The 14,294-nt window shown below is 38.4% G+C and carries 8 protein-coding genes; 6 read left to right on the top strand and 2 right to left on the bottom strand.

What is annotated here, in order from left to right:
* Positions 1 to 1,351: 1,351 nt before the first annotated feature.
* Entirely contained in the window at positions 1,352 to 4,087 is a 2,736-nt protein-coding gene (locus Q0794_RS13255; protein ID WP_298942665.1) for a nitrate reductase, read from the bottom strand.
* Between the two features lie 437 nt (positions 4,088 to 4,524).
* Here Q0794_RS13255 and nirB point away from each other — a divergent pair, with 437 nt between their 5' ends.
* The 5 genes from nirB (at position 4,525) to Q0794_RS13230 (ending at position 11,856) form a co-directional block, all read left to right on the top strand.
* Positions 4,525 to 7,050, top strand: coding sequence for a nitrite reductase large subunit NirB (gene nirB / locus Q0794_RS13250; RefSeq protein WP_298942663.1), 2,526 nt, complete (start codon positions 4,525 to 4,527; stop codon positions 7,048 to 7,050).
* A gap of 13 nt (positions 7,051 to 7,063) precedes the next feature.
* Positions 7,064 to 7,414 carry a nitrite reductase small subunit NirD gene (nirD, locus tag Q0794_RS13245; protein ID WP_366522552.1) on the top strand — a complete coding sequence of 117 codons (351 nt, stop codon included), beginning with the start codon at positions 7,064 to 7,066 and terminating at the stop codon, positions 7,412 to 7,414.
* A 202-nt stretch (positions 7,415 to 7,616) separates the two neighbouring features.
* Entirely contained in the window at positions 7,617 to 9,089 is a 1,473-nt protein-coding gene (locus Q0794_RS13240; RefSeq protein WP_298942661.1) for a NarK family nitrate/nitrite MFS transporter, read from the top strand.
* Between the two features lie 61 nt (positions 9,090 to 9,150).
* A complete protein-coding gene (locus Q0794_RS13235) occupies positions 9,151 to 10,914 on the top strand; it encodes a bifunctional protein-serine/threonine kinase/phosphatase (protein ID WP_298942659.1) in 1,764 nt (587 codons plus the stop codon).
* 423 nt (positions 10,915 to 11,337) lie between these two features.
* On the top strand, positions 11,338 to 11,856 hold the full coding sequence (locus Q0794_RS13230) for a transposase (RefSeq protein WP_298942657.1): 519 nt from the start codon (positions 11,338 to 11,340) through the stop codon (positions 11,854 to 11,856).
* 603 nt (positions 11,857 to 12,459) lie between these two features.
* Here Q0794_RS13230 and Q0794_RS13225 read toward each other — a convergent pair.
* A complete protein-coding gene (locus tag Q0794_RS13225; RefSeq protein ID WP_298942655.1) occupies positions 12,460 to 13,311 on the bottom strand; it encodes a class I SAM-dependent methyltransferase in 852 nt (283 codons plus the stop codon).
* A gap of 472 nt (positions 13,312 to 13,783) precedes the next feature.
* On the opposite strand from Q0794_RS13225, the gene Q0794_RS13220 reads away from it, so the two are divergent.
* On the top strand, positions 13,784 to 14,188 hold the full coding sequence (locus Q0794_RS13220; protein ID WP_298942653.1) for a hypothetical protein: 405 nt from the start codon (positions 13,784 to 13,786) through the stop codon (positions 14,186 to 14,188).
* Positions 14,189 to 14,294: the final 106 nt, after the last annotated feature.

Here is a 14,294-nt window from a genome sequence, read left to right as displayed (position 1 = left end):
CCCATGACCTTTTGAGTCATAGGATTTTGATCTTCTTCAGCTAAAAATCAACTAATTTTCTTAACTGATCGGCATTAATCAATTGATCGCTTTTTTTGTTTTTAAATTACAGTGTTTTGGCTATAGAGCGTATGGGGAATGAGGTAAAGCCTAGTATTATTAGCTGATAAGCCCTGCGAGTTCTGTTGTTATGTTGCTGTTTTCGCTTTCGGGGCGCATGGCGAATGAGGCGCAGTCTCTTGTAATGAGCGGAGGAGCTCTGCGAGTCCTGTTTTCAGCTTGCAGATCTTATTTTTGTTGGTTTTAGGTATTTTAAAATTACCTTCCATATTTTCTACTCTAAAAATAAATATCAAAGTCAAAATCAACACATAACCCCCTGCAGGCTAAAGCCAGCGCCCGAGGTCAAAGGCACATAATCGGAGCTGTAAAATTAGAAGGGGTTTGAACTCGGTACATGGTGAATGACATGTAGTCTAGTGTTATGAGCTGACGAGCTCTGCGAGTCCTGTTGTTATGTTGCTGTTTTCGCTTTCGGGGCGCATGGCGAATGAGGCGCAGTCTCTTGCAATGAGCGGAGGAGCTCTGCGAGTCCTGTTTTCAGCTTGCAGATCTTGTTTGTGTTTGGTTTTAGGTATATTAAGATTACCTTCCATATTTTCTACTCTAAAAGTCAATATCAATATCAATATCAATATCAAAATAAAGTCAAGGTCAACACATAACCCCCTGCAGGCTAAAGCCAGCGCCCCGAGATCAAAGGCTCATCTTCGGAGGCATAAGTGAATAAAGTTCTGAATCAAGTCTCGAGGTCAAAGGCTCATCATCGGAGCTGTAAAATTAGAAGGGTTTGAACTCGGCACATCGGGAATTAGGTAAAGCCTACTGTTATGAGCGGAGGATTTATGTGAGTCCTGTTTTCAGCCTACTGTTTTGGTGTTAGGGCGCATGGCGAATGAGACGCAGTCTCTTGAAATGAGCGGAGGATTTATGTGAGTCCTGTTTTCAGCTTGCAGATCTTGTTTGTGTTGGTTTTAGTTATATGGAAATTACCTTCCATATTTTCTACTCTAAAAATCAATATCAATATCAAAGTCAACACATACCCCCCTGCAGGCTAAAGCCAGCGCCCCGAGGTCAAAGGCTCATCTTCGGAGGCATAAGTGAATAAAATTTTGAACTCATCGTATTTAATTAAAAGTTGATAGGCTCGTTCGCTAACACTCGAATTTAAAAAGTTAGCCTAAAAATTATTCTTAACGCTATGTCAGAAGGTATTCCCCAAATTTATGCCAAAAAGCAATTCCCAAAAGCTATGCCGAACAATTATCCCCGAAAACTATTCAACAATCTAAGCAACAAATTCTTCTACTTCAATTCGTTGTGTTATATCTGCCATTTTATCCGCTAGTATTGATTCGACTTCAGGTAAACAACTGCCACAACCTGTTCCTGCGCTAGTACATTGTTTGATGCTCTCAAGTGTTTGGCAACCTTCTTCTAAAATAGCGTCTGTTATGGTGTTGATGCCAACTTGTTTACAAGCACAAATAATTTTACCTTGTGCTAGCTTGCCTTCAACAATTCCTGAAATGAGAGTGAGCTCAATACTACTATCCAGCGGTAAATCTAATACGCTTTGCAACCAGTCTAATGATTGAGTAGTTAATTGCTCTGACGTGATATAAGCGTTATTAAGCTGTGCATTCTGTACAAAAGCATAACGATGAATCATTTGTTTAGATTCATCTGTGCTTGAAAATTGTAGTGTTTTACCTTGTTTATTCAGTAATAGGCTTTGTAATGCTTGCGACAAGGCTAGAGGAGAGCGGTTATCTGCAATACGATATAAATACCCTTTTTCAACTTTCTGTTTTACCCAATAATCAAACTCACTAAGCTCAACAGGCTCACGAGTTAATAACATGGCTTCACTTTGGTAATGCCATTTTTTAACATTGACTTGAGTTGATTTAAACCCAGGCTGACCAGAAATTGGGTCGTTATCATCACTGACTAAATTACAAATATTAGCGCTTTTAGCAGTTTGGCTATTCCAATGAATTGGCGTAAAAATTTGCCCTTTATTTTGCTGCTTAGTAAGTAAAGCTCTGACTAACATCGCACCTTGAGGGCTGTTGATTGCCACTAAATTGTTATCAGTGATCTGTCGCTTCTCAGCATCATTTGGATGTATTGCCACAAAAGGTTCAGTAATATGTGCCCCTAATCGACTTGATAACCCTGTGCGAGTCATCGTATGCCAATGGTCACGAATACGTCCACTGTTTAATATTAAAGGATATTGAGATTGTTTAGGCAGCTCGCTTTTCACATTAATGCTCGTTGCTAGCTGTGAAACTGCAATAAATTGGACTTTCTTAGAAGGTGTGAAAAATTGTTTATCTGCAAATAAGCGTTGATGTACATTGTCTGTTTGTAATTCAGTCACTGGCCATTGTTGAGGTGCTAGTCGGCTATATCCTTTTGCATCTAACGTTGTTAATCCAATTAAATTAAGGTCGCGTGATAACCCATCTTCATTGTCTAACGTGGTCATTTTTGTAAATTCAGAGAACACTTCACCTTCATGAAGAAAATTAAATGCTTTTGCAAATCCCATTTGCTTAGCTACTTCACTAATAATCCACCAATCTGGTTTGGCAACACCTGGGCTGGGTAATAAACGACGTTGTCTTGAAATACGTCTTTCAGAGTTGGTGACGGTACCGGATTTTTCGCTCCAACCTTGTGCTGGCAATAATACATCCGCATATTCAGTTGTTGCGGTTTCAGCCATACAATCAGACACAACCACGGTAGGGCATTTTTTTAACGCTTCGATGATTTTATTACTATTAGGCAAGCTCACTACAGGGTTAGTGGCCATGATCCAAACGGCTTTTATTTTGCCTTCATTCATTGCTTCAAATAAATCGACTGCTTTTAACCCTGGGCTGGTGGCTAGCTGCTCTGTTTCCCAAAAGTCACTGATTAATTGATTGGCTTTTTGGTCACCAAACTCCATGTGTGCTGCTAACGTATTGGCAAGTCCACCGACTTCTCGACCGCCCATTGCATTGGGTTGCCCTGTTATTGAGAAAGGACCCATTCCGGGTTTTCCTATTCTGCCTGTGGCGATATGACAATTAATAATACTGTTTACTTTATTACTACCTTGCGTTGATTGGTTAACGCCTTGGGAGTAGATAGTCAGTGTTTTTTCGGTGTTAGCAAAGTGCCCGAAAAACAATGCTAAGTCTTGCTCATTTAACGCTAAGTTCGTCGCTAATTGAGCAATGCTTGGCATATCTTCTTGTGCGCTTTTTAATGCGGCTTCAAAGCCTTCACTATGTTGCTGAATATAATCGTTATCAATTTTTTTATGTTCAACAAGGTAAGCCAGTAAACCGTTAAATAATGCGACATCAGTTTCTGGTTGAATAGCTAAATGTAAATCGGCAATCGAACAGGTATCTGTTTCACGTGGATCGATAACCACAATGAAAAGATTATCGCGTTTTGCTTTTTCTGCTTTTAAGCGCTGAAATAAAACTGGATGGCACCATGCGAGGTTAGACCCTGTGATAATCACCAATTCGGCTGTATCAAAATCTTCATAACAACCCGGTACCGTATCGCTACCAAAAGCACGCTTATGACCAACAACACTTGATGACATACATAATCGTGAATTAGTGTCGATATTGCCGCTGCCAATAAACCCTTTCATCAGTTTATTCGCAACATAATAATCTTCAGTGAGCAGTTGCCCTGATACATAAAAAGCCACTGAATCTGGCCCGTGCTCTTCAATCGCTTGCGAGAATTTTGAAGCAACATGTTGTAACGCATTTGGCCAATCTGTTTCTATACCGTCAATAGAAGGTTGTAATAATCTACCTTCATGGCTAACGGTTTCACCTAGCGCTAATCCTTTAGAACAGAGGTTTCCATAGTTAGCTGGATGTGATTTGTCACCGCGAATGCTTAATTCACCTTTCGCACCGATACTTGCTTCAATGCCACAGCCCACACCACAATATGCGCAGGTTGATTTAGTCCATAAGCTCTTTTCTTGGGTCATGTTGTTCTCTCTACTCTTTGAATATCCATATCTATACCTATATATAGAGCAAAGAGCACACCAAGTAAGGGGGAATTATTGAAATAGGTTAAAAAATATAAATTTTAACTTTAAAATCAATAAGTAAGATAATTAATTTACAGGTGTAATAAATGAAATGAAATTATTGTAGTGCACTAAATATAAAAAAACGCACCAAATAAGAGCAATGCGCACTATTTGTTTACATTTTTTTAACATTTGAGGCCGTTAATTTACTCTGTAAAGAATAAGTTTTTTGAATTATTCCTTGTAACTCTTTGAATTTTTTATATGTATTCGTTTTTATTTAATCGTGCCCTGTTATTGGCTTCTGTCTTGCAACAGTAACTTTAAGGCACTTATTAAGTAAATCTAAGTGAACACTACAAAATAGAAGTTAAAAGGAAGTAACAATTATGAGTAAACAACGCATTGTTGTGGTTGGAAACGGCATGGTAGGCCATAAATTTATCGATACAATTATCGGTAATGATGAAACCAAATACGAGGTGATTACTTTTTCTGAAGAATCTCGCCTTGCCTATGACCGTGTCCAATTAAGTTATTTCTTTTCAGGCAAAACAGCCGAAGACCTCGCATTAACTGATGCAGCCTATTACGAAGAAAATGGCATTAAATTTGTCCTTAACGATAAAGTAGTCGATTTAGATTTTGATAACAGAAACGTTATTACAGCCAGTGGACGTGTAGAAAGTTACGACAAACTAGTGCTAGCGACGGGCTCTTACCCATTTGTCCCACCTATTCCAGGTAATGATCAAGAACATTGTCATGTATATCGTACTATCGATGATTTAGAAGACATCACCAAATCAGGGGAAACCAGCAAAACAGGCGTCGTTATTGGTGGTGGTTTATTAGGGCTTGAAGCAGGTAATGCACTGGTTAATTTAGGTGTTGAAACACATATTGTTGAATTTGCTCCTCGCTTAATGGCTGTTCAGTTAGATGATGGCGGCGGCGCATTACTAAAACGAAAAATCGAAGATTTAGGTGTACATGTACATACTGAAAAAGCGACAACAGAAATCGTTGCAGGTAAAACCTCACGCTACAGAATGAATTTTGCTGATGGCTCACATTTAGAAACAGACATGATCATCTTTTCTGCGGGTATTCGCCCACAAGATGAGTTAGCACGTAAAACCGGTATTCCGATTGGTGAGCGTGGCGGTATTGTTATTAACAACCATTGTGAAACAGGCGTTGAAGATGTTTACGCAATTGGCGAATGTGCCTTATGGGAAAACTTTATATTCGGTTTAGTTGCGCCTGGTTACCAAATGGCAAAAGTCGCTGCAGCACACATGCATGGAGATTCAGAAACTGAATTTACCGGTGCAGATATGAGTACTAAATTGAAGTTGTTAGGTATTGATGTAGCCAGTATTGGTGAAGTACACGGTAAAACACCGGGTGCACAGTCATACACTTATCACGATGAAATCGAACAAGTTTACAAGCGTTTAATTGTGTCAGCTGACGGTACAAAAATGGTTGGTGCCGTATTAGTCGGTGACGTAGAAGCTTACGGAACGCTATTACAATTAAAACTTAATGATATGAATCTACCTGCTAACCCAAGTGTGCTGATTTTACCCTCTTCAGGTGGAGAAGAAGCAGCTGGTATGGGCGTAGATGCATTACCAGACACAGCGGCAATTTGTTCGTGTTTTGATGTCTCTAAAGGTGACATTAAAAATGCGGTTGCAGCAGGTTGTTGCAGTATGGGAGAGCTTAAAGCATCAACTAAAGCTGCTACTGGCTGTGGTGGTTGTTCTGCACTCGCTAAGCAAGTATTAGATAGCGAACTTGCTAGTCTTGGGTTTGAAGTTAAGAAAGATATTTGTGAGCATTTTGCTTATTCACGTCAAGAACTCGCAGATATCATTCGCGTTAAAAAAATTAAAACATTCTCTGCATTATTAGATGATTGTGGTTCAGGTCTTGGTTGTGAAATCTGTAAACCTGCAGTCGCTAACATACTTGCGGCTTATTGGAACGAATATGTATTAGAAGACGCACATGTTGGTTTACAAGATACTAATGATAACTACCTAGGCAACATGCAAAAAGATGGTACTTATTCGGTTGTTCCACGTATGCCAGGTGGTGAAGTGACACCAGATGGGTTAATCGTGATTGGTCAGGTAGCGAAAGAATTTAATCTTTACACTAAAGTGACCGGCGGTGCGCGTGTCGATCTATTTGGTGCGCAGTTACACGAACTACCTACTATCTGGAAAAAACTAGTCGATGCGGGTTTTGAAACAGGGCACGCTTACGGTAAATCGCTACGTACTGTTAAATCTTGTGTTGGTAATACTTGGTGTCGTTACGGTGTTAAAAACAGCATCGGTTTCGCGATTGATCTTGAAAATCGTTACAAAGGTTTACGTTCTCCTCATAAAGTGAAATTTGGTGTGTCTGGATGTACGCGTGAGTGTGCTGAAGCCCAAGGTAAAGACTTCGGTTTAATCGCGACTGATGGCGGTTGGAATTTATACTTTGGTGGTAATGGCGGTATGCGTCCTCGTCACGGTGACTTATTCGCCTCTGACTTAACTGACGAGCAAGTCCGTACTTATGTTGACCGCATCTACATGTTCTATATCCGTACCGCTGACCGTTTACAACGTACGTCAGTATGGTTAGAAAACTTAGAAGGGGGTATTGAATATCTACGTGAGGTCATTATCAATGACTCACTGAACATTAATGCCGAGTTAGAAGCAGAAATGGACAATAACGTTGCAAATTACCAATGTGAATGGAAAACAACAATCGAAAGTCCTGAAAAACTGAAACGCTTTAAACACTTCATTAACAGTGATGAAGGTGACTCTAAACTTGCTTTTAAAATCATAAGGGGCCAACGCTTCCCTTTAGCAAAAGAAATTGAAATTACTGAATTGGTTTAATAGGGACAAAAAAATGGACATGACATCAAGCAATACAAACTGGACAGATATCTGCCCTATTAACGACTTAACGCCAGATGCAGGTATTTGTGCGCTATACAATGAACAACAAGTTGCGATCTTTTTATGTAAACAAACGAACAGTGTTTATGCCGTCGGTAATTTTGACCCATTTGGTGAAGCGAATGTGTTATCTCGCGGCATTATCGGTTCAACAGAAGACATTACTTATGTTGCATCGCCTTTATATAAACAACGTTTTAACTTAGCGACAGGAGAATGCTTAGATTCGGAAGAACATAAAATTAAAACCTTTAATGTTCGTATTGAAAATGAGCAAGTTCAGCTTAAGGAAGCGAGCTAATCATCTATTACAGTCAACACATGACGTTAAACTATTTTGCATACAGTCAATTTACAGTAGACAAAGCGGTTTAACGTTCCTTTAGAAGCAAGTTATTTCACACCATGGAATAGCTTGTTTTAGTAAATAAGATTGATTAGTTGTTAGGTGCTTGGGCATCAATTACGTTCGTTAATTTTGTATAAAGACAGATAGGATATATATGAGTAATAATTCTTTTAACATTTTTTCTTTCCAAGGAAAAATGAAAACACTGCATTTAAGTTGGATGGCCTTTTTTATCACGTTTGCCGTTTGGTTTAACTTTGCTCCACTATTACAATCAGTAAAAGAAACACTGGGTTTAAGCACTGAAGAAATTAAAACACTGCTTATTCTTAACGTTGCAATGACAATTCCAGCGCGTGTCATTATTGGTTCATTAACCGATAAATACGGACCAAGACTCGTTTATTCTGCTCTACTTATTTTATGTTCAATTCCATGTTTCACTTTCGCCTTTTCTGAAAACTTTATGCAAGCGGCTATTTCGCGTTTTGCTTTAGGTTTCATTGGTGCAGGTTTTGTTATCGGTATCCGTTTAGTCTCTGAATGGTTCCCACATAACGAGCTAGGTACGGCTGAAGGTATTTATGGTGGTTGGGGTAACTTTGGTAGTGCGGCAGCAGCATTCAGCTTACCAACACTCGCATTATTATTTGGTGGTGAAGATGGATGGCGTTACGCAATGGTTGTAACCGGCCTACTAAGTTTAGTATTTGGTTTCATTTTTTACGCAAACATTACAGATACACCTAAAGGTTCGACTTACTTCAAACCTGCTAACTTAACCGCAATGGAAGTCACGTCAAAAGGTGATTTCTTCTTACTACTTATTATGAAGATCCCAATGTATGCGGCATTAGCATTACTAGCGTGGAAACTATCACCTGATAACGTCGGTATGATTTCTAACACAGTTTGTTATGTTATTTATGCATTACTATTTGCACTATATCTTTACGAATGGTCACAGGTTTGGAAAGTGAATAAATCAATCTTTACAACACCTGTACCAGAACTTCACCAATATAAATTCAAACAAGTCGCAGTACTAAACGTGCTTTATTTTGCTACGTTTGGCTCTGAATTAGCGGTTGTTTCAATGTTACCTTTATTCTTCCTAGAAACATTTGAATTAACACCGGTTGTTGCAGGTATGGTGGCATCAGCTTATGCCTTTATGAACTTAGTGTCTCGTCCTGGTGGCGGTTGGTTATCAGATAAATTTGGTCGTAAATCTACCTTACTTATTTTAACGGCGGGTTTAGCGTTAGGTTATTTATTGATGGCGCAAATCGAAAGTAGCTGGACATTATGGGTAGCTGTTGTTGCTGCTATGATTTGTTCTTTCTTTGTACAAGCGGGTGAAGGGGCTGTGTTTGCAACGGTTCCACTGATCAAGCGTCGCATGACAGGACAAATTGCAGGGATGACAGGTGCTTACGGTAACGTGGGTGCGGTAGTTTACCTAACGGTGTTATCTTTTGTTAGTTACCAAATTTTCTTTTACGTGATTGCAGCAACTGCATTTCTAGGGCTTTTAACGTTATCGTTGATGACTGAACCTAAAGGTAAAATTGCAGAAGTAAACGAAGATGGTAGTGTTACCTTAATCGATGTAGGTGCTCACTAAAACACTATTTTCATCCCTCATCATAAAGTGAGGGATGAAAAACTTAAGGTAAAAAATATCAATGGATAAGAGACAAGCAAAGCCAACCTTGAAAGTCTGTATTGGTGGGTATTCCACCGCTGGTAAACGTTCGGTCAATCAAGATGCTTTTGCAGTAAAAGACCCTTATTCAGCATCAGAAAAAAAGGTGAAAGGGATAGTAGCCTGTGTTGCTGATGGCGTAAGTTGCAGCGATAAAGGACAACAAGCTAGCCACACCAGTGTTACCCAATTCATTGCTGATTATTACAGCACCAACAAAAGCTGGGACGTTAAACAATCCGCCAGCAAAGTTCTCAATTCCCTGAATAGTTGGTTATATCAACATAACCAAGACGACCTTAGACATAATGGCTTAATCACCACTTTCAGCAGTGTTATTATCAAATCTACAACCGCTCATATTTTACATATCGGTGATAGCCGTGTTTATCGTTATCAAGATGAGGAACTGAAACAACTCTCACATGATCATAGCCGTGCTGTTTATAAACAAAACCCCGTCTTAACACGTGCACTTGGCATGGATTGTCACCTTGATATCGACTATCAAACCATTCCTCTGCAAGTGGGGGATTTGTTCATGTTAAGTAGTGATGGTGTACATGACTATTTGAGCAAAGAGACGTTAAATGACTACCTAAGCAAATTACCAGAAGAAGCAACAACACAAGAATTTGAGCAACTTGCTAGAACAATCTGCGACGATGCCTTAGTACAGGGCAGTAGTGACAATATTAGTTGTTTACTTGTAAAAGTCACCTCATTACCTAGAGCCGATTTAGGTGAATTATTTTCACATTTAAGCAGTTTGAATATTCCGCCTGCTTTACAAGTCGGTAATGAAATTGATTGTTTTAAAATAGATAAAATACTGCATGAAGGTGCACGTAGCCATGTTTATTTAGCCACGGATAAAAGCACAAAAAACAAAGTCGTATTGAAAATGCCATCTCTCAATTTTGAAGAGGATGCAAACTATCTATTAGGCTTTTATAAAGAGCAATGGGTAGGGCAATCGATTAACCATGCTAATGTTATGTCGATAGCAGACAATATCAAAGGTTCAGTTTTTCTATATCACATATGTGAATATGTGGAAGGCATGTCATTAAGACAATGGATGCAAGAAAACCCTAAACCTGAATTAGATCAAGCCTATGACATCATTAAAAAAATAGTGAATGCAGTCCGCGTCTTACAGCGAGCGGGTATGGTGCATAGAGATTTAAAACCTGAAAATATTATTATTACCGATCAGAGTGACATTAAACTAATCGACTTTGGTACCGTTAAAATTAACGGCTTTGAAGAAATAGTCAAAGAGCAACAAGAAGAACCATTAGGGGCGGTAGACTACATTGCACCTGAATACTTAAACGATAATCAAAGCTCTTCCTTATCTGACCTATTTTCCATTGCCGTTATTGCTTATGAACTATTATCTGGGTATTTACCTTACCCTGCCAATCAAGGTCAATCATTAGACAGAGCAAGACAATACACTTGGATTTACCAACCTATTCAAACTCACCGCTCAGAGTTATCAAGCCGACTTGATAACGTATTACAGCGCGCGTTAGATCCAAAACCTAATAAACGCTACAGCACCATGAGCGAATTCATTGCAGAATTAACCGCAATCCAAAAAAGACAAACAATCCAAGAACCTAAAAAGTCACTCCTAGAAAGAGACCCAATCAAATTTTGGAAATACCTTGCTTTTATCTTCATCGGTATTAGCGCAGCAGAATTATTCATACTAGTAAGCGGTAAAGCGCTTTAGTTTTTTACTGACTGATATCGAAGTTCGGGGCGCATGCTTCAGCTTGTGGATATTTTTGTGTTAGGTTTTATCTTTTACAATATTCAATACAAACACACAATCAACACATAAACCCCTGCAGACTAAAGTCAGCGCCCCAAAGTCATAACATGTTCCGTCGTTTACGTTGGTAATAGTAAACACAGTGAAGTTCTAAGTATTCTTCACTATATTGTATAGCGATTAGACGAAGTCTAATATCAGGGGCGCTGGCTTTAGCCTGCCAGTATGTGAGCTATCGCATACGACTATTAGCCTCGATGAGGAAGCGAGTCAATAAACAGTGAACCTGCGTTAAAAGCAGAACGCTAAACCAACAACTAACACAAAATCCCAAAAACTAACCTACACTATTTTCTAACCTCCATTAACAATGGTTAGCCTATGTACATTAAAAGCTTATCCCATATTAATCACCCCAATGCGATTCAGTTTGTAACATTTCGAACACAAGAAAGTTTGATCTATTATCTACAACACAACAATATCGATACAACAGATAGTGCAGCTAAACAGCAACTCGAAATGGATAAAATACTAGACGTCTCAAAAACAGGCGCAATATTAAACGGAGCCGTTATTGAGTTGCTCATGCAATATCTATTATCGAAAAACAACTATCTATATCAATTGATAGCAGTATCAATAATGCCAAACCATGTACATATAATGTTTGAACAGTTAGTTCCTTTAACTCAAATAATGCAACACGTTAAAGGTGGTAGTTCACTGCTAATAAATCGATATCTGGATAATAGCGGTGCCCTATGGGATAAAAGCTATTACGACAAAATAGTCAGAACAGAAGTACAATTCAAAATCACTTACGAATACATAAAAAATAACGCATACAAGGCAGAACTAGTAGATGCACAACATCGGTTTTATGGAATATATGAGTGAATACGGTGGGGGGAATGAATTAAAGAAGTAAAAGAAATCACAGCTTAAAAAGACTAAAAATAAAAAGAAGCAGGCTAAAGCCAGCGCCCCAAAGTCAAAACATGTTTCGTTGTTTACGTTGGTAACAATAAACACAGTAAACACAATGAAGCACTAAGCATGGCTGACTTCTATTGCATAATAATAAAAAGAAGCAGGCTAAAGCCCGCGCCCCAAAGTCATAACATGTTTCGTCGTTTACGTTGGTAACAGTAAACGCAGTGAAGCTCTAAACATTACACTCATCTATTGTATAGCGACAGCGATTAGACGAAGTCTAATATTAGGGGCGCTGGCTTTAGCCTGCCAGTATGCGAGTTATCGCATACGACTATTAGCCTCGATGAGCTCAGCGAACCAATAGGTATGAAATACTAAAAACAAAAGGTCAAAACAAGGAAGATAAAAATATGAAACGCGGAGCTCTTCCGATCATAATACTAGGCTGTCGACTAATTCGACCAGCGACCAAAATCGAAGAGGTACAAGAGACCCCTCTCATGCGCTTATCACCCCGAAACTAATATTACTTACAAAGTGTGTAAGATCCCCTCCAAACCAAAACTAGTTCCCAGTGATAACAGTTCTTAATCCGTAGTCTAATATCTTACCGGTTTGGCTTTTTACGCTTAGCGTGGTGACTTGTACTTTTTCGCCGTTACATAGATCACTGGTGATTTGACGGATTCGTTCTGCATCTAAGCGAGGGGAATAAGTATTGGCAATAATAAAGCCGCCTTTAGCGCGCAATGCTAAGGCTGCTTCTATTAACTCGGGGAATTTGTTTTCAATCTTCCAGCGTTCTTTCTTTGCACCAATGCCAAAAGCGGGGGGATCCATAATCAAACCTTGGTATTGTTTCCCTCGTTTGATTTCACGTTGAGCAAATTTAAGTGCATCTTCTAATACCCAATGTACGTCTGTTAAACCTGATGACTCCATATTTTCTTTGCCCCATTTAATTATTTGCTTAACGGAATCACAATGCAATACTTCAGCTCCTTGGTCTCTGGCGACTAATGAAGCAACACCTGTATAAGCAAAGAGGTTTAAGAATCGGTCACCAGACTTAAGGTTGTCAGCAATAAAATCCCAATTAGCGCGCTGTTCAGGAAAGATACCAACATGTTTAAACTTGGTTAAGTGCAAATTAATAGTGATGTTATTGAACTTAATCTGCCAATCGTGCTCCAAATTACCTTGTAGTGTCTTCCATTCACCAGCACTACTGCTACTTTCAATAAATTCAAAGTGTGCTTTCACTAGCCATTCTTTTCTTGATAGTACAGGCTCAAAGTAAGCATTCATTTCAGGGCGAATTGTATAAACATTTCCCCAACGCTCAAGCTTTTGGTTATTACCGGCATCGATTAATTCATAGTCATGCCAAGGAGTAGTAAAAGTGCGTTTGATCATAGGAATGTTAACTTTTATGGAAAGTGAATAAGGGTTACAGACTATTGTAAATGAATTTTTAATAAGCGAAATTTTAAAATAAAGAACAAATGGTACTCATTAATACGATATTTTATATTAATGCCATCTCAGTGTCACATAGTCCTGAGAATAGAGTGTAAATTTAGGAAATATTATCGATGATCTTTTAATGGTTACAAATTTAATCATGTATTCTTTAAAATGGTAAAGATGTTTTTTTGCTTTTTTATGTTTCACTTAGTATTTAGTTTAATTTTAAATTAAAATCGAACGTGTTGTTATTTATCGATAAAATGAAAAGAAAGATAAAGGTTTATTTTTTTTAAGATTGTTACAAAATAAGCGATTTAAAGTAAGCGCTTATGGATTGCCCAAATAGTCTCTTTTTGTTACTATCCTCTTCTTTTTTTATAAAAATTATCTTTTTTCAGGTATTTTAAGAGTTGTAATTATGATTAATATTTTATCTTCTAAACATTATAAATACTTATTAGTACCAGTCGTTTTGGCACTAACTGCGTGTACCAGCAAACCGAGAGAAGTTTATGCCTCTATTCCTCTGGTGAGTGCAAATGAAGCGAAACCTAATCTAGAAGTATTACCTGCGACTTTTTCTACCATATTAAGTGATCCTTTTTCTACACAATTAACACATGGGAAATATGAGGTTAGTGTGATGCCTGCTTATATCTCTGCGTTAGGTTACCCGTGCCGTAAGATGATCTTCTCAGAATCTGGGGTATCGTCTAAAAAAAGAATTGCTTGTGAAATTACATATAAAGAAAACGATACATTAACTAAAGCTTGGTTTTTAGAAAATGCGATTATCGAGTCTGACGATAACCTTACTTTATAAGAAATAGCATCACTCTATAAAACAATAACGTTGCTCTATAAGCCGATAACATGGCTTTATAGACAGTTATCTATAGAAACAAACGATTACAGTTCCACAAACTTAT

Origin of the sequence: uncultured Psychromonas sp. (assembly GCF_947489755.1) — a bacterium.
In the GTDB taxonomy this organism is placed as follows: domain Bacteria; phylum Pseudomonadota; class Gammaproteobacteria; order Enterobacterales; family Psychromonadaceae; genus Psychromonas.
The sequence above is the reverse complement of the archived record's forward strand: the minus strand, read 5'-3'. Positions and strand labels throughout refer to the sequence as shown.